The 24,987-nt window shown below is 67.6% G+C and carries 24 protein-coding genes and 1 pseudogene; 15 read left to right on the forward strand and 10 right to left on the reverse strand.

Annotation, left to right across the window (positions count from 1 at the left end):
* The first annotated feature begins 4 nt into the window (after positions 1-4).
* The 5 genes from ACFWVV_RS13790 (at position 5) to ACFWVV_RS13810 (ending at position 3,417) form a co-directional block, all read left to right on the forward strand.
* Positions 5-196, forward strand: coding sequence for a hypothetical protein (locus tag ACFWVV_RS13790; protein WP_384351382.1), 192 nt, complete (start codon positions 5-7; stop codon positions 194-196).
* A 282-nt stretch (positions 197-478) separates the two neighbouring features.
* A complete protein-coding gene (locus ACFWVV_RS13795; protein ID WP_384351379.1) occupies positions 479-871 on the forward strand; it encodes a hypothetical protein in 393 nt (130 codons plus the stop codon).
* A gap of 171 nt (positions 872-1,042) precedes the next feature.
* A complete protein-coding gene (locus ACFWVV_RS13800) occupies positions 1,043-1,600 on the forward strand; it encodes a hypothetical protein (RefSeq protein WP_384351376.1) in 558 nt (185 codons plus the stop codon).
* 484 nt (positions 1,601-2,084) lie between these two features.
* A complete protein-coding gene (locus ACFWVV_RS13805; RefSeq protein ID WP_384351373.1) occupies positions 2,085-2,975 on the forward strand; it encodes an amidase domain-containing protein in 891 nt (296 codons plus the stop codon).
* Between the two features lie 19 nt (positions 2,976-2,994).
* Entirely contained in the window at positions 2,995-3,417 is a 423-nt protein-coding gene (locus tag ACFWVV_RS13810; RefSeq protein ID WP_384351370.1) for a hypothetical protein, read from the forward strand.
* 164 nt (positions 3,418-3,581) lie between these two features.
* Here ACFWVV_RS13810 and ACFWVV_RS13815 read toward each other — a convergent pair whose 3' ends face one another.
* Positions 3,582-4,124, reverse strand: a complete 543-nt coding sequence (locus ACFWVV_RS13815; protein ID WP_384351367.1) for a GNAT family N-acetyltransferase — start codon at positions 4,122-4,124, stop codon at positions 3,582-3,584.
* A gap of 280 nt (positions 4,125-4,404) precedes the next feature.
* On the opposite strand from ACFWVV_RS13815, the gene ACFWVV_RS13820 reads away from it, so the two are divergent.
* The 3 genes from ACFWVV_RS13820 to ACFWVV_RS13830 all read left to right on the forward strand — a co-directional run bounded on the left by ACFWVV_RS13820 (position 4,405) and on the right by ACFWVV_RS13830 (position 6,418).
* Positions 4,405-4,953: a DUF1062 domain-containing protein gene (locus ACFWVV_RS13820; RefSeq protein ID WP_384351364.1), complete on the forward strand. Its 549-nt coding sequence runs from the start codon at positions 4,405-4,407 to the stop codon at positions 4,951-4,953.
* Positions 4,954-5,021: 68 nt separating this feature from the next.
* Positions 5,022-5,252 (forward strand): hypothetical protein, encoded by a 231-nt coding sequence (locus tag ACFWVV_RS13825; RefSeq protein WP_384351362.1) that lies wholly within the window; start codon positions 5,022-5,024, stop codon positions 5,250-5,252.
* A gap of 86 nt (positions 5,253-5,338) precedes the next feature.
* On the forward strand, positions 5,339-6,418 hold the full coding sequence (locus ACFWVV_RS13830; protein WP_384351360.1) for a hypothetical protein: 1,080 nt from the start codon (positions 5,339-5,341) through the stop codon (positions 6,416-6,418).
* 109 nt (positions 6,419-6,527) lie between these two features.
* Here the strand turns inward: ACFWVV_RS13830 and ACFWVV_RS13835 are convergent, their stop codons facing one another.
* The 3 genes from ACFWVV_RS13835 to ACFWVV_RS13845 all read right to left on the reverse strand — a co-directional run bounded on the left by ACFWVV_RS13835 (position 6,528) and on the right by ACFWVV_RS13845 (position 8,022).
* Positions 6,528-6,944, reverse strand: coding sequence for a type II toxin-antitoxin system VapC family toxin (locus tag ACFWVV_RS13835; RefSeq protein ID WP_384351357.1), 417 nt, complete (start codon positions 6,942-6,944; stop codon positions 6,528-6,530).
* Positions 6,920-7,213, reverse strand: a complete 294-nt coding sequence (locus ACFWVV_RS13840) for a CopG family transcriptional regulator (protein WP_384351354.1) — start codon at positions 7,211-7,213, stop codon at positions 6,920-6,922. The genes ACFWVV_RS13835 and ACFWVV_RS13840 overlap by 25 nt, the downstream gene beginning before the upstream one ends.
* A gap of 203 nt (positions 7,214-7,416) precedes the next feature.
* On the reverse strand, positions 7,417-8,022 hold the full coding sequence (locus ACFWVV_RS13845; protein WP_384351351.1) for a DUF4386 domain-containing protein: 606 nt from the start codon (positions 8,020-8,022) through the stop codon (positions 7,417-7,419).
* 190 nt (positions 8,023-8,212) lie between these two features.
* Here ACFWVV_RS13845 and ACFWVV_RS13850 point away from each other — a divergent pair.
* Positions 8,213-8,371: pseudogene (locus tag ACFWVV_RS13850) on the forward strand (site-specific integrase); the annotation flags it as partial.
* Positions 8,372-8,439: 68 nt separating this feature from the next.
* On the opposite strand, the gene ACFWVV_RS13855 reads toward ACFWVV_RS13850, so the two are convergent.
* The 3 genes from ACFWVV_RS13855 to ACFWVV_RS13865 all read right to left on the reverse strand — a co-directional run bounded on the left by ACFWVV_RS13855 (position 8,440) and on the right by ACFWVV_RS13865 (position 10,445).
* Positions 8,440-8,949 carry an SUKH-3 domain-containing protein gene (locus ACFWVV_RS13855; RefSeq protein ID WP_384351348.1) on the reverse strand — a complete coding sequence of 170 codons (510 nt, stop codon included), beginning with the start codon at positions 8,947-8,949 and terminating at the stop codon, positions 8,440-8,442.
* 1,071 nt (positions 8,950-10,020) lie between these two features.
* Complete coding sequence (locus ACFWVV_RS13860; protein ID WP_384351345.1) at positions 10,021-10,251, reverse strand: hypothetical protein; 231 nt, start codon at positions 10,249-10,251, stop codon at positions 10,021-10,023.
* Positions 10,248-10,445, reverse strand: coding sequence for a hypothetical protein (locus ACFWVV_RS13865; RefSeq protein ID WP_384351342.1), 198 nt, complete (start codon positions 10,443-10,445; stop codon positions 10,248-10,250). The genes ACFWVV_RS13860 and ACFWVV_RS13865 overlap by 4 nt, the downstream gene beginning before the upstream one ends.
* A 156-nt stretch (positions 10,446-10,601) precedes the next feature.
* Here ACFWVV_RS13865 and ACFWVV_RS13870 point away from each other — a divergent pair, with 156 nt between their 5' ends.
* The gene (locus ACFWVV_RS13870; RefSeq protein ID WP_384351340.1) at positions 10,602-11,324 is read left to right on the forward strand and encodes a GntR family transcriptional regulator; all 723 of its coding nucleotides are present in this window, start codon (positions 10,602-10,604) and stop codon (positions 11,322-11,324) included.
* Between the two features lie 66 nt (positions 11,325-11,390).
* On the opposite strand, the gene ACFWVV_RS13875 is transcribed toward ACFWVV_RS13870, so the two are convergent.
* Positions 11,391-12,269 carry a GntR family transcriptional regulator gene (locus ACFWVV_RS13875; protein ID WP_384351337.1) on the reverse strand — a complete coding sequence of 293 codons (879 nt, stop codon included), beginning with the start codon at positions 12,267-12,269 and terminating at the stop codon, positions 11,391-11,393.
* A gap of 234 nt (positions 12,270-12,503) precedes the next feature.
* Here ACFWVV_RS13875 and ACFWVV_RS13880 point away from each other — a divergent pair, with 234 nt between their 5' ends.
* From ACFWVV_RS13880 to ACFWVV_RS13900, 5 genes are all read left to right on the forward strand, one after another.
* Entirely contained in the window at positions 12,504-12,830 is a 327-nt protein-coding gene (locus tag ACFWVV_RS13880) for a hypothetical protein (RefSeq protein WP_384351570.1), read from the forward strand.
* Positions 12,830-14,158 (forward strand): FtsK/SpoIIIE domain-containing protein, encoded by a 1,329-nt coding sequence (locus tag ACFWVV_RS13885; RefSeq protein ID WP_384351333.1) that lies wholly within the window; start codon positions 12,830-12,832, stop codon positions 14,156-14,158. The genes ACFWVV_RS13880 and ACFWVV_RS13885 overlap by 1 nt, the downstream gene beginning before the upstream one ends.
* A 173-nt stretch (positions 14,159-14,331) precedes the next feature.
* Positions 14,332-15,672: a replication initiator gene (locus ACFWVV_RS13890; RefSeq protein ID WP_384351330.1), complete on the forward strand. Its 1,341-nt coding sequence runs from the start codon at positions 14,332-14,334 to the stop codon at positions 15,670-15,672.
* On the forward strand, positions 15,665-15,850 hold the full coding sequence (locus ACFWVV_RS13895; protein ID WP_264247294.1) for a helix-turn-helix domain-containing protein: 186 nt from the start codon (positions 15,665-15,667) through the stop codon (positions 15,848-15,850). The genes ACFWVV_RS13890 and ACFWVV_RS13895 overlap by 8 nt, the downstream gene beginning before the upstream one ends.
* Positions 15,847-17,112 carry a tyrosine-type recombinase/integrase gene (locus ACFWVV_RS13900; protein ID WP_384351326.1) on the forward strand — a complete coding sequence of 422 codons (1,266 nt, stop codon included), beginning with the start codon at positions 15,847-15,849 and terminating at the stop codon, positions 17,110-17,112. The genes ACFWVV_RS13895 and ACFWVV_RS13900 overlap by 4 nt, the downstream gene beginning before the upstream one ends.
* 86 nt (positions 17,113-17,198) lie before the next feature.
* On the opposite strand, the gene ACFWVV_RS13905 is transcribed toward ACFWVV_RS13900, so the two are convergent.
* Together ACFWVV_RS13905 and ACFWVV_RS13910 are read right to left on the reverse strand one after the other, a co-directional pair.
* Positions 17,199-17,609, reverse strand: a complete 411-nt coding sequence (locus ACFWVV_RS13905; RefSeq protein WP_384351323.1) for a hypothetical protein — start codon at positions 17,607-17,609, stop codon at positions 17,199-17,201.
* A gap of 50 nt (positions 17,610-17,659) precedes the next feature.
* On the reverse strand, positions 17,660-24,754 hold the full coding sequence (locus ACFWVV_RS13910) for a polymorphic toxin-type HINT domain-containing protein (RefSeq protein ID WP_384351320.1): 7,095 nt from the start codon (positions 24,752-24,754) through the stop codon (positions 17,660-17,662).
* Positions 24,755-24,987 lie beyond the last annotated feature (233 nt).

The following is a 24,987-nucleotide window of genomic DNA, read 5'->3' on the forward strand; positions in this document are numbered from 1 at the left end:
AGCCGTGCCGGACATCGTGTGGGAAGAGCCGTACTGCGGGGAGGGAGCCAGCTGCTTCCGGCTCGGCACCGACACCTCCGGCAACGGCTACATCGCCGTACTCGGCCAGGAGGACACCCCCCTGACCGACACCCACGAGGCCCTCCGCAACCTCATCCGCGACATCAAGGCCGGCAAGGCCGACCACCTCCTCTGAGGGCGGGCACCGGTCCGTCAGGACCTGAGCGATCAGCCGCGAAGGCCACTCGGAGGTTCATACGGCCGCACCTGTGGGCGTCCGGAGCGGGACGGGCGGTACGGGTGGTCGGCGTCGAGCGGGTGTATGCGTCACCCCACGGCAGGTGCGCGGGCGTAAGGAGGTCCGACCTCACGGCTGTTCGCGCGCCGCTACGCTGGGACGATGTTGATCAAGGGGATACGTGGTCGGTGGCTCGTCGCGGTCCTGACTGCCTCTGCGGCCCTCACGTCAGGGTGCACAGTGACCCCGCCCGACGCGGACAGCCTGCCCGGTGTGTACCGCAATGACGAAACCGGGGGCGAGATCGTGCTCGATCCCGACGGGACGTTCACCGCCACTGACATCTCGCCCGACGAAGCCCACGGGGAGGACGGTGGTGGTGCCGAGCCGCTCGATTTCAGTGGGCAGTGGAAGTTCCATGCCGCGGAGGCCTCCGACGACTACATCAACCTGTTCACCAAGGACGACAACTTCAGCAAGTACGCGAACATCCAGCTCTACGTGGATGAGCGGGTGACAACAGTCGGAGGTATCCAGCTCTCCCCGCGGGGGCGGCCGGAGGTGGAGTTGCACCCCGATCCGGACGGGCCGCCGACCCTGGTGCTCACCAAGCTGCCGCCCGGCGGCGCGTGAGGTGGTCGGCGGCCGAGCCCGGGTAGGCCTGCGTGCCGCTTCCAGCTCGAATGAAGAGCCGGACGCTGGGACATCACGTGAAGCGGACACCTCTTTCGCTGAGTACGTGCACCTGCTTCGCACCTCGGACGACGCCTTGGCACACAATTGATGCCGAACAAAGGGGAGTTCGTGAGCCGACCGCTGCTGTTCCTCGATGTGGACGGGCCACTGAACCCCTACGCGGCCCAGCCGGAGCGACGTCCCGACGGTTACACCACGCTGCGAGTGCCCCGGACCGACGGCGGCAGCGCCGGCGGACACGCAGGATTCCCGGTCCGGCGCCGCCCCCTGCGGGTCTGGCTCAACCCCGAACACGGGCGGTCCCTGCTCCGGCTCAACTACGAACTGTGCTGGGCCACCACGTGGATGGCTGACGCCAACCGGTGGATCGCCCCGGTGCTCGGTCTGCCCGAACTCCCCTTCGTCGAGTTCGGTGACGCCCTGTTCCAGGAACGCCCCGACGGGGTCCACTGGAAGACCGGGCCCCTGGTGGACTACGCGGGCGGACGTCCCTTCGCCTGGGTGGACGACGAGCAGAGTGGCCTCGACGACGTGTACGTGGCCGCCCACCACCCGGGTCCCGGGCTCCTCCACCACGTCAACCCGCGTATCGGGCTGCGCGAGGACGACTTCGACACGCTCGCCGACTTCGCTCGCTCCCTGGACACCCGACAGGCCACCGGTTGAGCACATCGCCCTCCCACCGTCAGGACTGCCGTCTCGGACGGAAGACCGAAATTGACCGACTGGGCGAGGAAGCCGACTTTCTTGCAGATCAGGTAGACCTGGATGGTCATCTTCCCATTGTTGACCGCTTGTTTCCGGACACCCTTTCTGGCCTTTCTCTTCCGTTCCCTTTGGCTGCTTGAGTTGTTCTTGAGAAGCGGCCATTATGCGAAGTGCCCGCCAATGGGGGGGCGGTTCGACAACGGGGGGAACTTTGAAAACCGGTAGAGCGAAATCCGTTTTAGGTACGTCACTGGTTCTGGTGCTTGCGGCTGCTTTGGCTCCGGGTGCTTCGGCGGTCGCCGGCGAAAGGGCCCTGCCGAGCGATGAGGTGTTCAGGTCGGTCGCGCAGGCCGTCCTGGAGCACCGGACGGCAAACCTCGTCGAGGGCGCGACACCCAGCTCGGCGCCCCTCCCGATCGCAGGCCAGGTAAGGCTGTCGGTCATGAGGGCGCACGAAGAGACAGAGATCGACGCCGAACTCACGGCTCGGCGCCTCACACTCGCCGGGGCGCGTGAGGCGTACACGAAGGCCACTACGCAGGTCGACGTGGAATCGACGACCGGCGACGGCAACCAAGTCGTGGCCGTCATCAACGAAACGACGGAGCTCACCTACAAACAGATTCACGGGGACGAGCCCCCCAATACGGCCTTCCAGTCCCGCCACGAGGTGACCTTCTCGGCCGCTCCGGGGGGCGGCTGGGAGCTCACTGCGATGAAGCCGCTCGACGAAGGTCCCAACGCGGTCAACCAACCGGACACCGCAGCCGACCCCGGAGGAGTCCTCCCGAAGGAAGGCGAGGAGGCCGGCACGAAGGAGCCTGCCACCCCGGCCTACGACGAGAAGAGCACCCTCGCCGCCTCGTACAACTACACCGAGATGGCGAAGTACGCCGAGCGGTACTGGAAGAACTACAACCCGTCCTACCGGCGGTTCAATGACGTGGGCGGCGACTGCACCAACTTCATCAGCCAGGCACTGAAGGCCGGAGGCTGGGCACACGACACCGGGCTCTACACCGACTACCGCAACTGGTGGTACAACTCCCTCAATCAGACGCGGTCGTGGGTGAACGTCAACTACTGGGCTTCGTTCGCCCTGCACAGCAAACGCACCTACAACCTCTCGAATGTGTACCAGATGGGGCTCGGGGACATCCTTCAGATGGACTTCAGCAACAACGGCTCCAAGGACCATTCCATGATCACGACCTACCGGAGTTCCAGGGGAGTTCCCTACCTCACGTACCACTCGAAGGAAACGTACCGGAAGTCGGTGGCCAGCATTGTCGCGTCGAACCCCCGAGCCATCTACTACGCCTTCCGTACCTGAGAGGTCCGACAGGCGTGGCGTGAGGTGGTCGGCAGCCGTAGCCCTGGCAATCCTGCTGACCACTTCCTGCGCGGGCGGCAAGCCGGATCCTGCTGCACCTCACGAGGCGGACACCTTCCTCGCGACATACGTCAGTCTGCTCAACGCGTCGGACGAGTCCGGTCTGGCCGAGCACCTCTCCGCCCACCCCAGCGCGGTGAAAGATGCGAAAGTGCGCATCGCCAAGTTCGGTGGGCAGGGATGGAAAGTGAAATGGACGAAGACTTCGGAGTTCGAGGGTGTGTGGAATGTAAGGTTTCGCGGCAGCAGAGAGCCTCGGGCCACACCCGTGGACGTGACCGAAGTCCTTTCCCGCGAGAACGAGAAGTGGATTCTCGCCCCGCTGCCGGGTGTCGTCCCCCGGCCCAGCGGCGCTGCGGACACCACCCCGACCGGGCAGTGAGGCCGTAGGCACGGGATCGGAGTGGGGTTGCCGGCCGGCAACCCGACTTTCCTGAGGGCAAGCGGACCGCCGAGGGCGACTGCGCGTCTCGCGCAGACGGCCCATGGGGCCACTGGACGCCGCCGCCGTGAGTCACCGGCCGGACGACGCGTGAGTTCCGGTCCTCAGCCCTGCGAGTTCGGCTTCCAGTCCCGCGCGAGGAGTCCGAGGAGTACCTCGTCCAGGAACTCGCCCAGCACCCACGCCGAACAGCGCAGGACGCCCTCACGGAGGAAGCCGTTGCTTTCGGCGGCGCGCAGCATGGCGTGGTTGTCCGCCAGGGTTTCGATCTGCAGCCGCTGCAGGCCGCGGACGACGAAACCGTAGTGGCAGAGCGTCGCGACCACGTCCGTGCCGTAGCCCTTGCCGCGTGCCACCGGCAGCAGACCGAGTCCGATGTGCGCGGACCGGTGGTGGTTGTCGATGCCCCACAGCGCCGCGGTGCCGACGAGGGAGCCTCCTTCCAGCTCCACGACGGAGAACCCGACGCTGCCCGGCGCCGAGTCGTCCACGGCCAGCCGCGGGTCCTTCGCATCGGGTGATACCGGACGCCACGGCCCGGCCTCGGCCCGCGCCGAGCCGACCACGTCGTCGTAGAGCTCGGTCCGCAGAGTAGGGATGTCGCTCTCGTGCCGGGCCCTGAGGCCGATCTTGCTGCCCTTTAGCATGGGGGCTTCTTATCCGGCTCCCCGCGCCCACGGCAAACGGATTACATGTGGGCCGAGTTGGCCCGGTGGCGGTGGCGGCAGCCGCTGGGTGAGACGTGGGAAATCCGGTGGCGCGGTCCGGTGGCGCGTCACTACCGTGCGGTCGGACCAAGTCGTCGAGCCGAGGAAGAGCCCTTGTACACCGTGTGAGAACTCCCTGGCGCTGATTCGTCGCGCGTCGCGCACTGCGCGCCGTGCTGCTTCCTGCTGCGGACTTCCTCACGGAAACCGGTGTACTTCTTTGCTCACCCACTGGGTGGTCGCACCCACCTGCCTGCCCATCGTTCTCCGCCGTTGCCACAGGTGCGCTTCCGGACGCTTCCGGACAAGCGGCAAGTTCCGTGTCAACGCCCACCACAAGCTGATTGACGCCTGGCTCCTCGCGCTCTGTTGCGACTGCGGGGACACCACGAGGATCACGGTCCTGGAGCGCGTCAACGTCCGTTCCGTAAGGCCTGGTCTGCTGGAGCGGATGCACGACAACGACCCCGTTCTGGCAGCCGAGATGCTGCACGATCCGGTCCTGCGGCGCCGTAACCGCATCGCCCTCGACTGGGACGGAGCCTGGCGTCTCGACACGGGCGGTCCGGGTCGGTTGGACCACGAGATGATGGATGTCTCGGTCCGCTTCGCGGTACGGATTCCGGTCCGGCCGGTGCGGCTGATCACGGAAGGGCTCGGCCTGTCACGGGCCGGGGTCGAGAGCCTGATCGCGGAGGGCGTACTCGTCTCGGCTGTGCGGCTGAGCGGCAAACGCTCCACCGACTTCACCTTCCTGCTCAAGCGCTGAGCCCGACCGGGGTCAGGGCCTGTCCCGCGGCTGCCGCGGAACAGGCCCTGACCCCCCGCTTGCATACGGTGGTCGAGTTCCGGTGCCGGGCGGCGATCAGTCCGTACTGGCTCGGCGTGCACGAGGCCGTGATCACGGGCGAGGTGACGCCGGACCCGGGAGAGGCCGCCTGGCACGCGTGGATGACGCAGGCGAACCTCCGGGAGGCCGTACGGCGGTGGCGCTTCATTCCGGACGGGCAGGCGGCGTTCGCGCGCTACCTCACGTACCACCGGAGCCGACTCCGAGTCGGGCGCTGACCGTGGGAAGTCGGACGGAATTGGCCCGGGGGCGGGCGAAATCCGGGCCTGATGACGTCGAACAGCCTTGTGCCTAAGGTGTGCCGGTGATCTTCAAGAAGAAGCGGGGGGCTGCAAGCCTCACCGCCACCGTGTCCGAGCTGGAGGAAGCGGTTGCCGCCCAGGCCGGCGTCCGCACCGAGCGCGCCTTCACCGCCATGATGCAGGCCGTGCAGTCGGCAGCGGACGCCGAACGCGTCCTGGCCGGGCCCCGGCTGGCGGCGCTGCTCCCGGCCTTCCCTCCCCATGGCCCGCGGCCCATGCTGGCGACGGCGGCCGGCTACTGCGTCGAGCGCGGTGCCGATCCGGCTGCCTGCGCCGAACCGATTCTCGGCGGCGTCCACCAGGATTTGCTGGACGCTCTGGAGTTCGCACGCCGCTGGGTCTCCACCGGCGCGGCCGGGAACGTGCTGCCGGAGCCGGACGAGAAGATCATCGATGACCGACTGCTGGCGCGCTTCGGCGGCGACCGGGACGAGGCCGTGCGGCTGGCGCTGGCCTGGTGCTCGGTCGAAGAGTGGCAGGCACCGGCCTTGGCCGTGCTGTGCCGCAGCACCGAGGTGCGCCGTCGGCACGCAACCGGGATCCTCCCCGCCTGCCGTGACCTGGCGGCCCTGGAGCGGCACGACCTCAAGTGCCTTACCTACGCGCTGGCCGTCCTGGACGACGAGCCCCTCGTGGTGCTGCACAAGCCGACGGGGACCGGGTTCGAGGTGACCATCGGCGGGATCGGGGACAACTTCCAGTTGCACACACTGCTCGCCCACGTCCTGATCGGCGGCGGCCACGTGCCCGGCACTGCTCCCTCGGCAGCGGCGGTCCGTCTGTCCACCGATCCCCAGCCCGTCCAGGAGCGCACCGAGACCCTCACGACCGGTGCCTTCGAACTCCTCACCGGGGACGGAGAGCGGATCTGGAACGAAGGGCTTCCCGACGACATCCCGGCGGTGGAGGGACGCCGCCTGCTCGTGCTCGACGAGCCGATGTATCACCGCAGTTGGAACGCTGACCGCTTCTTCCCGCACCTCCCGGGCACGGCCGAACTGACCCGCGTCCTGACCACGGACGAGACACGGGCATGGTTCGCCCGCACGTCGTCTGGCGAGGGGATGACCGGGCTTTCCTGACCCGGCCGGGCGGCCGACCTGCCGGGCCGCCCCCGCTCCACGCCGGTGGCAGTGGCGCGCGCGGGCGGTGGAGGGCACCCGGCCCACCCCTACCGGCGCCTCGCCGGCCTCACACCTGCTCGATGTGCGCACGCCTGCCGCACAGCTTCCGCATGTCATCGGCGTCGGAGGTGAGGATGATGCGCGGGGCGGCATGCTGGAGAGCCGTGGCCGCGACGACTGCGTCGATGGCGTACTTGTGCCCATGGAGCCCCGCGTCGCGCAGGAGGTCGATGGCCAGCCAGGTGAGGGGCTCGGACACCGGTACGACTTCAAGGCGGGACACGTACCAGCGGAACCGCTCCTTACGGATCTTGCTGTGCCACGCCTCGATGAGGGTCAGGTCGCTGACGGCGACCAGCATGTCGGCTTCGTGGCATGCCTGGATGAAGGCTGTCACCTGGGGATCCGCGGCAACGGCCTTCGCCAGGCCTTCACTGTCCAGGAGGAGGATCCCGTTGCTCAGCCCGCTTCGCGTGCGTGCCACGAGGCGGCTTCCCCGTCGTACTCGTCCTGCCCGTCGTGGTCCTGCTGTGCCGACTCTTCCTGCGCGGCCAGCTCCTGAGCCAGGCGCACCGCGTTCTTCGCTCGGTCCTGCATCTCCTGGGGGATGGGCCCGGCCTCGGCCTCGTTGCTTTGGATGAGCTCTTCCAGCAGGTCACGCTGTATCTGCCGCTCGACCGCCGCGCTGACGTACGCCGAGAACCCGCGGGCGCCGACCCGCTCCTTGACCGCGGCGATGCGATGCGCGGGCATGGACACGCTGACCTTCTGAGCGTGCTGATCGCTTGGTTCGTGCTGGGGACGCGAGGCCATGCCATCAGAGTAGCAATGAAAGTAGGAATCGCGCGCGGAGGGGACGCCCGCTACGACTGTGCGCGCGTGTCGCGGCTGCGGGCCAGTACCGTCGCTGCCCACACCAGCCAGATAAGCCCGCCGAACCGAACCACCGGCAGGGCCTAGCCGATGGGGGCGGCCAGCAGGCTGAGGGTGGCGAGCAGACCGGCGGCGGCTACCGCGATGCCCACGACGGCGAGCGGCTTGGGCAGCAGCCCGTTGCGCAGACCGGCCGCGACGGTCAGTCCACCGACGAACAGGCCGAAGGACACGGCGTACGCCACTCCACCGGTCAGGAAGGACAGGTCGGCGACCGTCCGGGCGAGCGCAGGTTCGGCGTCCGCAGGCAACCGGGCGCCGGTCCAGGTGAACAGCGCGCTCAGGATGAGGGCCGCCGTGGCCAGGACCCCGCCCACCGGGCCGACCGCCGATGCGGAAGCGGCCTTGCCGAGTGCCCGCAGGCGGCCAGGAAGGGTCGCGGTGAGGAGCGCGAGCGGGACGGCAGAGGCGAGCAGCAGGAACGCGCCGACCCTGACCGCGATGCCGTTTTGCCGGTCGTACGCGAGAACTTCGGCGCCGGTGGCAGTGGGCTGGGGAGTGGCGCTGTTGAGGACGACGTACGCGATCGTCAGGGCGGCGAAGGAGAGAGCCGACAGGAGGGCGGGGGCACTCGGCGGTCGGCGGGCGGAAGAGGTGTCCGAGGGAAGGGGCGCGGTCGAGGCGGTCACGAGGACTCCTTGGGCGGGGCGCACGAGGGGCCACCGCGGGAGCGGCTGCCGTTGCACCGTCGTGGTACGACGGTGTGGCCGCGCCGGGACGTGACATCCGCGTCGCCGCCTCCGGGTGTGATGTTGCGTGAGGCCGGGTCACTGCCCCCAGCCGCCCTTCGACGGGCTCCTCCGCATCCTTGACTGCCACGCCACCCGGCTCATGGAGCACGGCGTCGACTTCGTCGTGATCAAGGGACTTCTCGGAAACGCTCACATCGGCGTCACCGCCACCATCTACGCCCATGTGCGCATCCGCCTTCCACGCGACGACATCGACTTGCTCGGCCACGCGCTCGACCGCCCCTGAAAGTCAGGCGGCGGCGGACACCACTGTGTCCGCCGCCGTCGCCGTCAGCACGGCCCGACGTGGCCGAGCTAACGGGAATCAGGCTCCGGCCAGGGAGCGAGTCCCGGATCGGAGTGCAGGCAGATCAGCGGGCGATTCCCGCGGACTGCCAACTCCAAGGAGTCTTCAAAGGTGGAACCGAGCTCCCATATCCAGCCCATGCCGGCAGCAACCACCCTTCCCGCAGTCTCGACGAACACGCTCGAATAACTGAGCCATTCACCGACTGGGAAATAGTCCCCACCGAGAACACTTTCTACCTCTTCCGCTAGATCACGCTGCCCTGATCCAGCGGCAAAGGGATCGAAATTGTAGGGCTCGTCATTGCTAAAGTTTGGGCCGACTCGATTGACCGGCTGGATCGAGAGCCCTCCCATCGTAGCGAGGATTTCTTCAGCCAACGGGTGAGCCCGGTACCCCTCAGCCTGCAACGGCTTCAGCCACTGACCAGTGTCAACCCGTCTGTCGGCGCTCCATCCGGACGCTACAAGCGCCGCAAGCAGATCCTCGCTGAGCGAGTCGAAGCGAATCAGGGGCATCAGTTGATCTCCAGATCTTCCAACAGTCGGACACAACGGCCGCAGGGGCGGGCCGGTGCACCATGCCCCTCTGTATTCGATGTCGGCATGGAGTTATTCCGTGTCCTTACCGTGCGCATGGTTCCGCCCCTGATGGCCGCGGGCCCCTCCGCTGCCTGCGACTGAATCAGACAGTGCACTTCGGCGCACCCCCCATGGTGTCCAGTCCGTTCGAGCGCATCCGCCAGTGGCCCCTTTGCCTGCTGACCGTGCTTATTGCGACCGTAGTACTTGGTGCCTGAAGGAGAGGTGTATTCGGAGGCAAACTTCACCCCGGGCTCGTTACGAACGCTGTCGGCGTAGTTAGCCAGATCGCAGTTATGAACGAGCAACGGAGTCGCGCTGGCCAGCACATAGTACGTGTGCGTGCTGAGGTGCTGTCATGTGCGTTTTCGCAGGTCAGCGGAATTCGGCCAGTCCGTGGGTGTGCGTGGAACTGCTGTGTTGTGCGCCCCTGTTGCCGTCGGCGTTGCCGTCAGACGGCTACGCACGTGAGGGCGGTGGAGTGGGCTTTGGCCGGTGTCCTGTTCGGGTTGGGGTCGGGCATGGTCAGGGGGCCGTACGCTGGCCGGCAACTCGGGCAGGCTTTGAGCCTGCCCGGAATTTGCACGAGTGGCCCCCTGGCCTTGCCCGACTCGGGCCCCGAGCCGAACAGGTGGGTAAAGCCCACGGAGCCGACCGACCTCACCCGCGAGCTCCGCGCCAGCCGACTCCCAGCTGCTGCCTCGTCGTCGGCCTGGTGCTCGTCGTGCGGACGCGTCCGGCTTCTTCGTGCTTCCGCTCGTCCGCTGTGCTGTCTTTGCGTGGCATAGTCGCTGGCCGGCCCGCGGTGGCGGAGCCGGGAGCGGTCCGGGTGGGCGGCCGTGCCGCGCGCGACCCGCGCCAGCGGGTCGCCTTGAAGACGTATAGAAAGTTTGGACGCATCCCTCTTCGGCGGTACGCCATGGCCATCGGTGGAGGCTCGTGCTGGGGATGCGGCCTCGGGCGTCGGCTTGGCTGGCGTGGCTTCAGGTGGTGCTGCCGTAGCTGCGTCTACTCGGCTCGGGTCACCTTGGCGTGGTCGGTCACGACGCGTCTGAAGAGATCGTGGCCGGTGCGTCCCGTGTGGCGAAGGGCCCAGTCTTGTGCGGCCTCTTGCTCCTCGTGCGGGCCGGATTCGGCGTCGCAGCCTGCGGTGACGCAGAACGCTTCGTAGGTGATGCCGCCCTCGGGGACGTGCCGGATGGCGTGGGGTACGTGCCGGTACACGGTGCGGACGGTCACTGGTGGCCCTCGGGGTGGCGTCGCATGTAGACGTTGCAGTCGGTCACGGTCGTCATGTCCCCGACCACGCGTGCGCGGTCGCGTACGTTGGCCAGTTCGGTGCAGCCCGCACAGCCCTCGACGGGGGCCGGGTCCGGCTCCAGTCGCAGCGGTAGTTCAACAGGCGCAGTCGAGTACCTGGTCGGCTCACTCATGGTGCGTCGCCACCCTTCGAACGTCACATGGCTGACCTGTTGACAGGTCGGTGCTCTAGTTCAGTATTCGAGTGGCCGAAGCACTCCCGCTACGGTTCGTAGTGCACTAGTGTGCCCTCACTGACAGCACGTCAACTCAATGGAGGGGCACGCCTTATGCCCAGTCCCAAGACGTTCACGAAGATCGCTGATCACTTCCGGGAGCGCATCCTGTCGGGCGAGCTGGCGCCGGGTGCCAAGCTGCCGACCAACCGGGAGATCGCCGGACAGTGGCAGGCCGCAGCCGCCACCGTGTCCCGGGCTCTGCAAGCCCTCCAGGTCGAGAACTTCATCCGCACCACCCCCAGGGGTACCTTCGTCGCCGATGACCCGAGGTGGACCCTGTCCGCGCGTGACCGGCTGGCCAGGGTCCAGCGGGTGAAGTCGTTCCTGGCGGAGGGAGAGACGAGCCGTGTGACGGCTGCTGAGCTGATCGCCCCGCCGCTGTACGTGGCCGAGATCTTCGATCTGGAGACCGGGGACCAGGTGGTCCGCCGCGAGTGGCTGGCAGGCCGGGGCAAGACACGGACCGTGTTCGCGGTGACCTGGTACCCGGCCCCATTCGCCGCCCTGGTCCCCGATCTGCTGAACACCGCCCCGGGCCGCAATCACGGGCTGTCCTCGCGCGTGCTTGAAGCCACTGGGCGCACGATCACTCACGCTAGGGACGACATGCACGCCCGTCCCGCCGACGCGCGGGAGGCTAGCGCGCTGGGGCTGCCCGTCGGCTCACCCATCCTGGCCGGTGCCCACCGGTGGTCGGACTCGGAAGGGGGCATCGAGTACGGGGAATGGTGCCTGCCGCCCCGGTTCACCATCGGCTACGAGTACCAGCCCTGAGCCATGAACGCGGAGCGTCCCCGGAGATCCAAAACTCCCGGGGACGCTCCGTCACTTTCACGCATCTCAAACGGTGTCGCTGCGCTCCAGTCGCTCGACGCGTTCTTGCAACTCTTCGATCTGCTCCAGGGCGAGTTGAAGCTTGTGGGCCAGGTCCGCGAGCCCGGCAATCGAGGGGAACTCCCGGTCTGGAACACCGAGCTCCTCGGGTGCCTCGTCCACCGACTGCACGTTGACGGGCAGCTCGGTCCCGAACTCGCCGCCCACGATGGCGTACGCACTCTCCTGGTGCGCCCCGCTCGTCCGGTGGACCTTCTTGACCCGGCCCTCTAGGGCGAGGAAGGTTAGGGCCTGATCCGCGGCTTCTGCGTCGCCGCCGATCATGTCGACCACTTCGTTCACGGTCACCGTGGAGCCCCTGGACAGCGATCCGTCCCTGATCCTCCTGACCAGTCGGCCGTGAATGAGCTGCGTGGCGAATCCGTGGTCGTCCCAGTCCCGTACGTAGACGTCCTCGCCGGGCACCTCGCCCGTGTAGCGCAGGAGGAAGTTGCCGGCCAGCAGGGCGATGGCGTTGGTGACAACGTTGAGCGGCACCGAGTAGTGGTCGGCCAGGACCTCCCGGGCGGGAAGCTTGGCCCCGGGCGCCAGTGTGCCGGTGTAGATCTGCTGCTGGAGATCGCTGGCGACGTTCTCGAAGGCTTCCTCGAAGTCGGCCGACCGGGTCACGAACGTGCCGCGCCCCTGGCGGGCGATGACCCAACCTTCGTTGCGTAGGAGCCGGATGGCCTTCTGCACGGTCAGGCTCGACGCCTTGTACTCCTGCATGAGCTGGCTCTGAGTCGGCAGCAGCTGGCCCGGCCGCAGCTTCTCCTCCCGGATCTGCTGCCGCAGGTCGTCCGCGATGCGCTCGAACGTCAAGCGCGCGTCGTCAACACGAGGCATGTCCACCCCTGATCCGGTTCCGAGTCTCACAGGCCGCAGGCGGGCCGTCGCCTCTATGTTTCACCAGCTCAGCCACCCACGGTGCCAGGGTAGCCGCCGCATGGATGGACCACTTCAGGAACGGATGGAATTCAATAGGGATGGACTTCGGATGGAATGAATGTATGGTTGCGGCATGCGATCACCCACAAGGGTGGTTCACCCCCTCTCACCTGGAGGTTTGCCGTGAAGACCATGCCCATCGACCAGTCCCAGGCCCTGGAGATCCTGGCCTCCGAGCCCCGCCCGCGCTTCAAGGACCGCGAAGGCCGGGAGGCTGCCATCGACCGGGGCACCGGAGCCCAGCTGCACCAGGTAGACGTGATGTTCGCGTTCAACGGTCGCGCCGAAGTGATCACCGTCAACGTGCCCGAGCCCGGTCTCGGCAAGGGCCTCAAGGTCGGCATGCCGGTCGTCTTCACCGGCCTGGTCGCCTCGGCCTGGGAGAACGAAATCAACGGCAAGGACCGGCACGGCATCTCGCTCCGCGCGGACGCCATCACCGTGAAGACGGCCGCCTGATGCCGGGGAGTGCCCTCGGTACCGGATCGCTGCTGTTTGTGTGTCTCTGCGTGCTGGGCGTGCTTGCCTGGGCCGGGTTCTGCTTCGTGCGTTGGTGCCGGGCCGACAGCGAGACCCGTATCAGCCTTCGTCAGGCGCGGCGGATCCGGTGGGGCTGGAAGCGCCTGGCCCTGATGCTGGAATTGGCGGTCAAGGACGCCACACCGACCGTGCTCCAGCACCTCAGCCCACAGGAGACGCCCGCGAAGCCGAGGGTGCTGGCGCCGCGCCTGAACACCCACGCCGACCCGTTCGGCGTCACCGTCACCGCGGATGCGCTCCCGCAGGTGGGGCTGAGCGCCTGGCAGGACGCGAGCGAGGGCTTGCGTGATGCGTGGGGGATGCGGCGCATCCGGATCTCCCAGCCCAAGCCCGGGGTGATCGTGGCACGCGGGTTCCGGCGCGAGCCGCTGGAGGCCGTGATCAGCTCACCCCTGCTCGGTCCCAACGGGTCCCCGGCCTGTCGCCCAGGCCAGTTCGTCTCCACGGATGACGTGCTGCTGGGGTGGGACGAGGACGGCACCCCCATCGTGCTCAACCTCGCCAACTCCGCACACGCCCTGATCGCCGGGGCCACCCGCTCCGGCAAGTCGATCACCGTGAACACCCTGCTCGCCTACGCGTCCCTGATGCGAGACGTGCGCCTGATCGTGATCGACCCCAACCTCGGGGCAGTCGCCCCATGGTGGCGTACCGCGTACAAGGTCTCCGACTCGATTCACCCGGACGAACCGACGGAGATCCTGCGCTGGGTGCGGGAGGAGATGCAGAGGCGGGAGCGGCTGTTCTGGTCCGGCCGCACCGACCGCATCACCAACTTCAGCCCCGACATGCCACTGATCGTCTTGGCGATCGACGAGGTGGCGAACTACACCCGCCACCCGGACCGCAAGGCCCGCGAGCGCTTCGAGGCCGAACTGCTGGCCATCGCCAGCCAGGGTGCGAAGTTCGGGATCCGGCTGTGGCTGCTCACCCAGAAGCCGTCCGCCGACGTGCTGACCACCGCTGTCCGCACCAACCTGTCCGCCCGGATCTGCCACCGCGTCGACACCACGGAGGACTTCCTGCACCTGTTCCCGGACGGCCGGGAACTCGACATCACCGCCGCTGACCGTGAGATGCCGCCCGGTGTCTCGATCGCCTCCGTAGGCGACATGCGCACCCCCGTCCGGCTTCGCTCCGTCTACCTGCCCACCGAAGCCTGCTGGCAGATCAACGACCTGATGTGCGCAGACGGCCTCCAGGTCCGCGAACTCCCCGACCACATCGACCTCGGCGAGGCCGCGTGACCCCCCCCCGTCGGCCATCCACCCGAGCAACGAAGACCCGGACCGCCCCGGTCCCCAATCGCAGTGATCCCCGGCAGAGGCGTGTAGTCGCCAAACCCTCGCCCCTGCCGGGGCCTTTCCCCCCTTCATCCACGGCACACGCATGTGCCGGAACGCAGAGAGGCCCTGCCAGCATGCCATCGCACGACCGCACCGCCACAATCCCCCGGCCGGAGCCGACCACCGCCAGCCTGGCGGCGTTCACCTCCTACCGGGACCTGCCCGGCCTCGTCCGACAGCTCTCCTCCCTCGGTGGCTGCGCCCAGCCGATCCGGCTCGAAGGCCACCGCACCGAGGTCAACACCGCCACCGGCGAGGTCCTGCGGCACCTGGACTCCGCGAAGATGCCCGCCGGGCACCTCCTCGTCCGCTGCGGCAACCGCCGCACCACCCGCTGCCCCTCCTGCGCCGAGCTGTACCGGCAGGACACGTTCCATCTCATGGCCGCCGGTCTGCGCGGCGGGAAGAGCATCCCTGAGCAAGTTGCTGCCCACCCGAGGGTGTTTGCCACGCTCACCGCCCCGTCGTACGGTCCGGTTCACGGTCGGCGCTCCAGTTCCTCCGCGCGCTGCGGGTGCGGGCGCACCCACGCCAAGGACGACCCGGCCCTCGGCACCCCGCTCAACGCCGAACGGTACGACTACAGGGGCGCGGTCCTGTGGAACGCCCACGCCTCCGCCCTGTGGGCCCGTTTCATGCTCCACCTGCGTCGCACCATCGCCGCCGTAGCCGGAATCCCCCAGCGCCTGCTCCCCAAGGTCGCCCGCGTCTCGTACGCGAAGGTCGCTGAGTACCAGCGACGCGGGCTGATCCACTTCCACGCTGTGATCCGCCTCGACGGTCCCGGAGGCGGCCACACCCCGCCACCCGCGTGGGCCACGCCCGAGATGTTGGCTGATGCCGTCCGCACTGCCGCCGCCCGCTCCCACGTCGACGGGCCTGAGATCGACGGCCGGACCTACTCCTTCGGTTTCGGCAAGGAGCTGGATGTCAAGGTCATCCGGTCCGCCGCTTTCCAGGACGGGACCACCATCACCGAGGACAAGGTCGCCGGGTACGTGGCGAAGTACGCCACCAAGGGAGCCGAAAGCGCGGCCGGCACCCTCGACCACCGCCTGAAGTTGATCGCCGAGCTCGGCCAGGAAAGCATTCCCGACCACGCGGCCCACATGATCCGCACCGCCTGGGCCCTCGGCGCCCGCCGCGACCTCGAACACCTGAAATTGCGGACCTGGGCCCACATGCTCGGCTTCCGCGGCCACTTCTCCACGAAGACCCGCACCTACTCCACCACCCTCGGCGTACTCCGCGAGGCCCGCGCCGCCTGGCACCGCCGCCACACCCCCACGCCCGAGGCGACCACTCTCGTACTCGCCCACTGGGCCTTCGACGGCACCGGCTTCACACCCGACCTCGAACGACTCGCCCGCCTCGTCGGCGGCACCCGCTCCGAGGCGGTGACGGCCCGTGCGTGACGACGAACTCCTCACCGTGCCCGAAGTGATGGCCCGCCTCAAGATCGGCCGATCCGCTCTCTACAACCTGATCCGCAGCCGCCGTCTCGCCTCGCTCACGATCGGCCGCGCCCGCCGCATCCCCGTCCACGCGCTCACCGACTACATCCAGCTGCATCTGGAAGGGGCCGCCCGATGACCGCCCCGAAGGGGAAGGCCCGCGCAAACGGCGAGGGCACCATCTACCAGCGCAAGGACGGACGCTGGGAGGCCGCCGGCTACGTCCTCGCCGCCGACGGCAGCCGCAAGCGCGTCCGCGTCTACGGGACCATCAGGAAGGAAGCTGCGGAGAAGCTCGCCGGGAAGATCGCAGACAGCAACCGCGGTCTCCCTGTCGCAACAGCAGACAGCACTGTGGGCGAGTACCTTGCCCACTGGCTCGGCAGCGTCGCCGTCCATCAGCTCCGCGAGAACACGCACACTCGATACGGCACCTGCATCCGCCTGTACCTCATCCCCGGGCTGGGCAGGAAGAAGCTCGCCCGCCTAACCACACGGGACGTGCGAACCTTCCTTGACCGGCTCCGCACCACCTGCCAGTGCTGCGCCCAAGGGCTGGACACCGTCCGGAAGCGCTGCTGCACCATCGACCAGTGCTGCCGCAAGGTGCTGTCGCCGCTGACCGTGACCTACGTGCACTCGGTCCTGAAGTCCGCTCTGGAACACGCCGTCCGCGAGGACGAGCTGCCCCGCAACGTCGCCCGGAACGTCAAGACCGTGGCACCCCGCCCGAGACGCTTCCAGCCCCTCACAGCAGCCGAGGCCCGACAGCTCCTCCATACGGCGGGCGGTGACAGGCTGCACGCGCTGTACGAACTCGCCCTGCGCACCGGCCTCCGCAAAGGCGAACTCCTCGGCCTCCACTGGGAAGACCTCGACCTCGACGCAGGCACCGCCAGCATCCGCCGATCCCTCCAGCGCACCCGCACGGGCGGTCTGACCGCACTGCCTACCAAGACCCGCGCCTCCGAACGCCGCATCGCCTTGCCCACGGGGTGCATCCAGTCATTGAAGAGCCATCGGGAACGCCAAGAGAAGGAATGCGCAGTCCCCGGGGCGGGCTGGAAGGACAGAGGTCTGGTCTTCACCACCCCAACCGGTGCACCCCTTGACCCCGCCAACCTCACCCGCCGCTTCCGCGGCCTCCTCCACCGGGCAGGGCTACGCCGAATCCGTTTCCACGACCTACGGCACTCGACCGCCACCCTGCTCCTTGAGCAAGGCGTCGACCTCGTCGTCATCAAAGAGCTCCTCGGCCACGCCCACATCGGCGTCACCGCCGGCGTCTACGCCCACGTAAGGCCCCGCCTCCAACGCCAAGCCATCGACACCCTCAACGACTCACTAGGCACGGGCAACGACGACCCCGACGACCCACCCGCCGCAGACGTCGTCCGCTGACGTTGCCGTCACCGTTGCCGTCAAGAGACACTTGGGCCCCTCCGAATTCTCCCGGAGGGGCCCAAGTGCTGCGCGGGGTAAATACTTCAGAAGCTAACCCCTGAGGTCGCGCCATCGTTACTGATTCGCCAGTCCCATGACGGGTCTCGATGGAATCTATTCAGGACTGCTTCATAGCCCAGAAGCTCGCCGTGATTCGTGTCGAGAATCCCGCGAACCCCAGGAATTACCTCCGCCAAAAGATCGCGGATGCACGCCATGTCGGGGTACTCAACGAGGATTGCGTTGAACTCTCCGAGTTCCTCGCGAATCTCGGCAATCTCTTCCTCGTCAAAGTCACCGATAACGTCCCCCGAAACATCCACCCCGAAACGACACTCCCTCCAATCCAAATGATCGAAGATTGCACCGTCGCTATAGGAGCCGACTCTGCGCAAGCGAGCCGCTAGCTCCTGGTGATCACTGGTCGGGCTGAGAAGCACGATGGTAGGACGCACTGCGGCTCCTTCCTGTCAGCAACGCTGAACCATGTAGAGACTTTTGGGGGTTACGGAGCCAGGACATCGAGTAGCAGGTTCTTGTCCCGTGTCACCATGATGCCAGCCTGCTCCAGACTCTTAATCACACTTCCACGCCCCTGTGGAAGATAGACGATGACCGGATAGTCCGTCAGGCCTTGCGTATTTAGCGCCTGCTTGAGAGCACCCTTTCCTGAGCCACTCTTCACCTGTACCACCGCATTTCGGGTCACGATGTCGAAGTCCGTGAGCGTACTGCCGTCCGGCCCATTTATTGTGACGCCTTCAGCTCGCACATGCCCGGGGTAGCGAGCATTGATGTCGTTGATGAGTTCCGGAACTAGCGGGTCATCGCCCTTGCCTGTGACATGAGTAGGGGCACCTCCGCAATTGTGAACCAGAACTGGCGTTTCGCCCGCCAGCACATAGTACGCGTGGACGTCCTCAACGGTTAGGTCATGAGTCCGCTGGCGCTTGGTGTAATAGCTCGTCGCAGTGATCTGGACGTGGGTGCCTGCGCTGGTTCGCAGCCACTGACCGACTTCGAGGTCACCGGCCTTTATCCACTTGCGGAGTTCGGGAACCCAGAACGGGTGGGTGTCCGTGGCGACAATGCTGGAGAGCGTGTCGCCGGTGGCGACGGTGATCTCGGTGAAGTCCTTGTCGTCCTCGGTGGTGATGGTGGCAATGACCTTCTTGGTAACGGTCTTGCCCGTCGCGGTGTCCGTCGTGGTGACTACGTCGCCTTCCTCGACGTCCTCGATGGCCTTGTGAGTGCCGTCGCCGAGCAGGACTCCCGTTCCGGGGAGGAAGCTGTGGCACTTTGGCGGGAGCGCACTCTTGCCCTTGACCATCGAGCTGATGGCTTTTCCGATTCCCAGACCGACAACAGCTCCCGCCGCGCCCCACACCGCACCTTCGGCCATATCACTGAGCGCACCGGTAACGCTGTGATCCGCATCGTCGGACATGGCGTTGGCGACTGCTGCTCCGGCCGCGCCGGCCAGTGCGCCGCAGCCGGCTACCGCCGCGAACCCGACACCTCCCGTCGCCACACCCGCAGCCGAGGCTCCGGCCACGCACACTGCTCCGACCGCGACTTCGGTGACGATCTGAGCGATGTTGCTCTTGTTGTCGACCACCCAGTCCTTGGCCGAGTTGAACGCCTTGGACCAGCCGCACGAGGAGAAGAATCCGCAGTCCTTGCTGCCGCTGGAAGCCTTGGCTTTCGACGTGTGACCCGAACTGGATGTGCTGGCCGTGCTGGCCCGGTATCCGTCTCCGTATCCGCGGATGGGGCCCTGGTTGGCCTTCTGCGTATTGACGGCTTCCGCGATCGGGTCATTCGCTCCGGTCCACTTGCCGCCGCCGGAGTCGTAGCAGGGGCCGTTGTCGCTCATCCGGATGCACTGGCCGGTGGGATCGGACGACGTCGCGGGGTGCTGATTGGCGTAGGAGTAGCCGTTGAGGGACTGGTGCTGGTCCGGGACCAGGAGCGGGTCCACGCTGATGAACTGACCGACCGCAGGGTCGTATTCGCGAGCCCCGATGTGCGTCAGGCCGGTGGCCGTGTCGGACGGTTTGCCGAGGAAGGCCTTGTCGTCCGGCCAGGCCTTCGACGCGTCTCCACGGGGTGCCCCGAAGAGGCCGGTGTAGCGCTTGCTGGTGACAGCCAGAGTCACGCTGTCGATGGCGAGGCTGGAGGTGCCGTGGTGGTCGCCCGCGAGGAAGTTGAGCTTGGTTCCCGCGGCCCCCGTGGTGGCGGTGCGCAGAGCGACGGTCTGGCCGGCTGCGCTGTAGTAGCGGGTGCCGGTGACCGTCTTGGTGGCGCCCTTGGTGGTCAGGCGGAGTTCATTCGCGCCGAGGTAGAGAACCGTGTCCCCGTCGCCCGAAGTGGCGCGTCGGATGAGGAGTTCACCTGAGGCGTCGTACAGGTAACCGGTGCCCAGAGCCGGCTTGCCTGCGGCTGCCGGCTCCGTGGTGGAGACGAGTTCGCCTTCGCTGTCCCAGACAAGGGTCTGCTGGGCCTGGGTGCCGGGGCGGCTGGTGGTGTTGCCGGTCTTGTCGTAGCCGTAGGTGTTGGTCCTGGTGCCGGTTTCGGTCTTGACCAACGGGTGGGGCTGGCCGCCGGGTGTCGCGTAGGTGAGCTTCGTGGTGGTGTTGCCTGTGGCGGTGTGAACTGTCTCGGTCTCGCGCTGACCGGAGCCGGTGTAGGTGTAGCTGGACCAGTACGGGGCTGCCCCGCCGAGGTTGGCGGTGGTGCGGCCGGTGGCCGCGCAGTCGGCGGTCTTGGGGGTCCAGGCTTCGGTGGTACGGCGGTGGCCGTCGTAGGTGAAGCACTGGTTGTCGGTCTTGCCCGTGCCGCCGAGGTCGGTCTTGTCGAAGATCGACGTGACGTTGCCGGCTTCGTCCTGGGTGTAGTTCAGGTCTTGCAGCGCGTAGGGGTGGACGTTGTCGGTGACCTGGGAGTTCTTCAGGCGGCGGGTGCCGGGCTCGTAACTGTTCGTGATCCCGAGCTGTTTGGCGGAGGTCGCCGAATCGGTTCCGAGCCGGAGCTGCTGAAGATCGCCGAGCGGGGTGTAGAAGGCGTTCTGGAGGTAGCCGGTGGCTCCGACTGAGCTCAGGGACTGCCCGAAGGCGTCGTACTTGTAGGAGACGGTCTCGGTCGGGAGGCCCGCGACGGCCGGGGAGGTGGCCTGGCGGATGGTGCCGTCCACGTTGTAGGTGGTGCTGGAGGTCAGCGTCGCCGGTACGTGCTTCTCGGCGACCAGGGGCTCCGTGGCGGGGAGCGTCAGCTTGCTACCGGTCGGCTGGTAGGTGGGGCTGAAGGAGGTGACTTCCTGGATGTACGCCTTTCCGGTGGCGCCACCCACGTAGCGGGTGCTGGTGTCCTGCTGGCCCTTGACGACGTTGTCGAAGCCCCAGGCCGCCAGTTTGGCGCTGTCGGTCTTGGCGGTGCCGTCCCAGAGGCTGGTCTTGCGTCCGAGCTGGTCGTATTCGGTGGTCAGTGTCTTGCCACGGGCGTCCGTGGAAGTGACGGCCTGGTCGAGCTCGTTGTAGGTGGTGGTGCTCTTGCCCTTGTCCGGGTCGTTGGTGCTGGTCTGGTGTCCGAACAGGTCGTACCCGTAGGACCACGCCGCCCCGTCGGGGCCGGTCATGGTCGACTGCTGTCCGGCCGGTGTGTAGGTGAAGCGGGTGGCGGTGAAGTCGCTGCCGGTCGGCTGGGCGCCGCCGTACTCCCGCCGTTCCGTGGTCTGACCGCGCGCGTCCGTGACCACGGCAGTGGCCTGCCCGCCTGCGATGGCAGACGTGCTCACCGTGTCACCGGCGTAGCGCGTCTCCGTGGTCCAGCGGACCTTGCCGAAGTGGGACGTCACGGACTTGACCGCGCGTCCGGCACCGTCGTAGGTGGTGTCGTTCTGGACCGGTGCCCCACCCTCCGTAGCGAGGAGCGTGCCGGAGGGGGCGGTTTTGTCGGCCCAGATGTCGCCCTGTGCGGAGGTCGCGAGACCGCGCGAGTCGTACAGGGTGAGGGCGATCACGCTTCCGCCGGCCGCGGTCGGCCGCTGTGTCTGGCGGGGCCGCAGGAGCGAGTCGTAGATCTCGTAGCTGGTGTGGTAGCCGCCGCCGTCATTGGTGAGCGTGCTGGTGGCCACCCACGGCAGGGAGGTCGACTTCATGCTGTAGGCGTAGGTGTGATTGGGGGTGGCGCCGATCGACTTCGGCCGGTTCGGCAGCCAGACCTTGGTGACCCGCCCCAGCGCGTCGTACTCGGTCTCGGTGATCCGCGCGTTGGGGTCGGTCACCTTCTTCGCAGCCCCGGTGGCGAAGTCCGACACGGTCGTGACCGCGTGCCCCTTGGCGTTGGTCGCGGTGGTCGAGGTCAGAGGTCCCGCGGCAGCCGGTGTGTAGGCGGTGGTGGAGACAGTCAGGTCGTTGGTGTTCTTGACGACCAGCGGGCGGCCGAGCGAGTCGTAGGTCGTGGCGGCTGTCTTCTGCCACACCGGCTGGTTGTCGGCCCCGTAGGACTTGGCGCGCCCTGCCCACAGCACGTCGCCCTTGACGGGCTTCTGCGCCGCGGACCACACGGTGGTGTCGTAGGCGGTGGCGTTGTCGGAGATGACGTCGCCCTGACGGGTGGCGTCGGCGGGGAGGTCGAGGTCCGTGTCCGAGGTGGTGCAGGCGTCGGCGGCATTGGCGCTGTTGGCGGTGACCCGGGTACGCGACACGAGGCCGTTGATGCCCAGGGCGTCGTTGCGGGCGTACCAGGTGCGGGTGCACTTCTCGTCGCCGGTCACGCCGTGGTCGCCCTTGTCGAACGTCGTCACGGGCATGCCGTAGTCGTCGAAGACCGACCGGATGGATGTCACGCGGTCGCGGGGAGTGGCCCCGCTGGTGATGTTGGTACGGGAATACGTGGCACTGGTGCGGACGTAGTACGCCTCGGTGTCGGCGTAGGACTTGTGCTGCGTGGCGGTCTTCTTCGACCACGGGACGCTGATCGATCCGCTGACTTCTTCCGCCCCGTTGTAGGTGGCGGTTTCCAGCGTGAACCCGGCGAACTGCGCGGAGTCGGTGACTGCCGAGGATTTGATGCCGGTGACCTGGACGGTCTTGCGCTTGGTGGGGTCGACGCTCGTGCCGTCGGCAGCCAGGACGCGGTCGCCGTTCATGCCCCGCAGGAAGACGGTGACGGTCTTCGACTGGGTCTTGCCCGGGACACCGGTGAGGTGGGTGACCTTCTCGAAGCCGCGCCAGCTGGACCAGGTGCGGTCCTTCTCCTTGGTGAACGGGTCGTCGTTGTACGCCCAGGCGCCGCCGCCCGCGTACTGGTAGGTGTGCTGGACGGCCTCGGAGCCGCCCCTGGGGTCGGTGGTGGAGACCGCTTCGACGGGGAACTTCTGGAACCAGTCGATGACGGTGATGTCACCGCCGTTGGGGGCGCGCTTGACCGGGTAGCAGCGGCGGGTGTTCTCGTCCAGCTTGGGCTTGGCCTGCCCGGCGACACAGTCGGCCGGCAGGTAGGTGACGACCGTCTGCGCCCCGGCCTCGGAGGTGATGGTCTTCAGGCGGGGCTTGTGGAAGGGGAGCATGTCGTCGCTCGCCCCGTCCACCCGGTTGGCCAGGTACTCGTGCCCGAAGGTGACGGGGTCGAGCGAGATCGGCGTGCCGTTCTTGCCGGTGTGCCTGATCTCGTTCAGCCACAGGGACTGGTCCGAGGAGTCACCCGTGTCGCCCGGGTCGAGATACGTCTGCTTCAGTGCCCATTCGTCCACCGGGGAGAAGCCGGGAGTGGTGGCCGCGGCGTTCCACGCGTGGGTGGTGATGCCGGTCATGCGCTTGCGGGTGAAGAAGCTGGGGCCGGTGTTGTAGGGGCATTTGTCGCCGTCCTTGCAGACGGTGTCGAAGGGCACGTCGGGCCAGTTGTCCCTGGTGTCCTTGGTCAGGGCGTCACAGCCGGTGCCCGCGGCGACGCAGCGCTCGGCGTAGGCGAAGGTGACCTTGTTCGAGGCGGCGGGGGTGGCGGAGAACAGGGCGCCGGCGCGCTGGCCGTAGCGGATCTCCTTCAGGTAGCCGCCGCGGGTGTAGCCGGTCCCGGTGTTGTCGTCACCGAGCTTGTCGTAGTTGTTGGTCTCCGCCTCGTACCAATAGGTCATGGCGTTGCTGTGGGTGTCGACGACGTAGTCGAGATTCCACCGCCAGGCCTGCTTCTTCTCCCGGGCCGCGAAGGTGGCGCCGTCCGCGTAACCGGGCTCGCCCGGGTCGTCGCCGAAGACCGGCACGGTCCACACCGACTGGGTGCGCTCGGCTGCTCCTGCCCCGTCGAGCTTGTTCAGGCCGAAGACGTACTTGGTGCCCTCGCCGGTCGTCACGGTCCAGTGCTCGCCGTTGTCGTCACCGTTGTCCGCACCGGTGGACAAGGTGACAGTGGAGGCATCGTCGCTCTTCAGACGCCACTTGCCACTGGTGTCGTCCTTGACCAGCTCGGTAGCTTTGCCATTGAGGACGAGGGACGCGTTGTCGTACTTCCAGCAGAGGTCGCCCTTGTCGCTCTGCCCGTCGTCGTCGCAGGAGCCGTATTTGCGCTCGACGTAGGACGAGGTGAGGCTGAAGCCCTCACCGATCACGGTGCTCTGGGTGTTCACCGAGGCGGTCTGGCCGTCCACGCTGCCCGAGTCGTACCCGATGGACAACTGTGGTGCCGGGCCTGCGGCGGCGGAGGGTGTCCGCAGCGGGTACGACCAGCTGAAGGTTCCGCCGGAGCTGCCCGCTTCCCACGAGGACGACGAGCCCAGCGACGTGGCCTTGTAGTCACCGGCGCCGGACTGCGTACCGGCTGCCAGAGCGAGGAGCATCGTCTGCCCTGTTGCGGCGCGTGCCCCTGCGCCGGGAGCGGGGGCCGCGAACGAGAGCGACGTCTCGACGCGGTTGCGCTTGCGCAAGTTGTCGGACTTCAGCGGCTTTCCGGCCCGGCACTGGGCCTTGGCCGGCTCGGAAAGAGCACAGTCGGGGAGACGGGTCACCTGCAGTCGGCCCGCCCAGTCACCGCCGTAGGCCGAGGAGAACTTCGCGTAGTCGATGCCCAGTTTGGCATCGCCGCCGTCCGAGGGCCCGGTCACGCGGAGCACGACACCCTTGACGCCGAGCTTCTCCGCCGTCGGCTGATCCAGCACCTGGACGGTCACGGAATCGGCAGAGGAGAGCCTCTGTGCCGGAGCGACGTTGGGTGGCTGGGTCAACGTCAACGGGAGGTCGCCGGGAGCGGCCGACGTTGAATTCTTACCGGCGAGCTTGAGGGTGCTGGTACCCGCTGTCGGCCATGCGGGCTTCTGCGCGCGGTTGTTCTCCGCCCGCGCAGCGGCGGTGCGGTCGGCATTCTCCGCCTTCTCGACCGCCTTGGCGGCCGACCTGTTGGCCTGGGCAGTGAACGGAGAGACCTTGTTCGCCGCGTACTTGCCCACCCCGGGAATGCCCAACGGGTCCGCCTCGGCGGCGAAGGCCACGGGGGCCAGCAGTCCGGGCAGGAGAGCGAAGCCGGTCAGAGCTGCGACGCGACGGCCGCCCACCGGTTTCAGCACTCCGCCCCATCTGCCGCGTTTCCCGGCAGGTAGAGAGCTCTTCATGTCCCATGTCCTTAGTGCGGAGCCGTATGGGGGCGGCATGTGTCATCGGCTCCGCGGCGGCGTGAGGCCGCGGAGCACGAGGGGATCAGGAGGGAGCGGCCCGTGGTGACGGGCCGCGGGCGGTGGGGGGGGGGGGGCCCCCCCCGGGCGGGCCCCCCCCCCCCCGCGGGGGCCAGATGTGCCGGGGGGGCCCCCCCCACGGAGGGGGGGTATTAAAAAAAAAAAACTCACAC

Source organism: Streptomyces sp. NPDC058663 (assembly GCF_042716745.1).
GTDB lineage: Bacteria > Actinomycetota > Actinomycetes > Streptomycetales > Streptomycetaceae > Streptomyces.

What these genes read in the sequence shown, in the direction of transcription:
- ACFWVV_RS13805 (WP_384351373.1), top strand. Translation starts at nt 2,085, where the DNA reads ATGAGGGCGCACGAAGAGACAGAGATCGACGCCGAACTCACGGCTCGG.
- ACFWVV_RS13815 (WP_384351367.1), bottom strand. Translation starts at nt 4,124, where the DNA reads ATGCTAAAGGGCAGCAAGATCGGCCTCAGGGCCCGGCACGAGAGCGAC.
- ACFWVV_RS13840 (WP_384351354.1), bottom strand. Translation starts at nt 7,213, where the DNA reads ATGCCCGCGCATCGCATCGCCGCGGTCAAGGAGCGGGTCGGCGCCCGC.
- ACFWVV_RS13855 (WP_384351348.1), bottom strand. Translation starts at nt 8,949, where the DNA reads ATGCCCCTGATTCGCTTCGACTCGCTCAGCGAGGATCTGCTTGCGGCG.
- ACFWVV_RS13865 (WP_384351342.1), bottom strand. Translation starts at nt 10,445, where the DNA reads ATGAGTGAGCCGACCAGGTACTCGACTGCGCCTGTTGAACTACCGCTG.
- ACFWVV_RS13870 (WP_384351340.1), top strand. Translation starts at nt 10,602, where the DNA reads ATGCCCAGTCCCAAGACGTTCACGAAGATCGCTGATCACTTCCGGGAG.
- ACFWVV_RS13875 (WP_384351337.1), bottom strand. Translation starts at nt 12,269, where the DNA reads ATGCCTCGTGTTGACGACGCGCGCTTGACGTTCGAGCGCATCGCGGAC.
- ACFWVV_RS13880 (WP_384351570.1), top strand. Translation starts at nt 12,504, where the DNA reads ATGCCCATCGACCAGTCCCAGGCCCTGGAGATCCTGGCCTCCGAGCCC.
- ACFWVV_RS13885 (WP_384351333.1), top strand. Translation starts at nt 12,830, where the DNA reads ATGCCGGGGAGTGCCCTCGGTACCGGATCGCTGCTGTTTGTGTGTCTC.
- ACFWVV_RS13890 (WP_384351330.1), top strand. Translation starts at nt 14,332, where the DNA reads ATGCCATCGCACGACCGCACCGCCACAATCCCCCGGCCGGAGCCGACC.
- ACFWVV_RS13900 (WP_384351326.1), top strand. Translation starts at nt 15,847, where the DNA reads ATGACCGCCCCGAAGGGGAAGGCCCGCGCAAACGGCGAGGGCACCATC.
- ACFWVV_RS13910 (WP_384351320.1), bottom strand. Translation starts at nt 24,754, where the DNA reads ATGAAGAGCTCTCTACCTGCCGGGAAACGCGGCAGATGGGGCGGAGTG.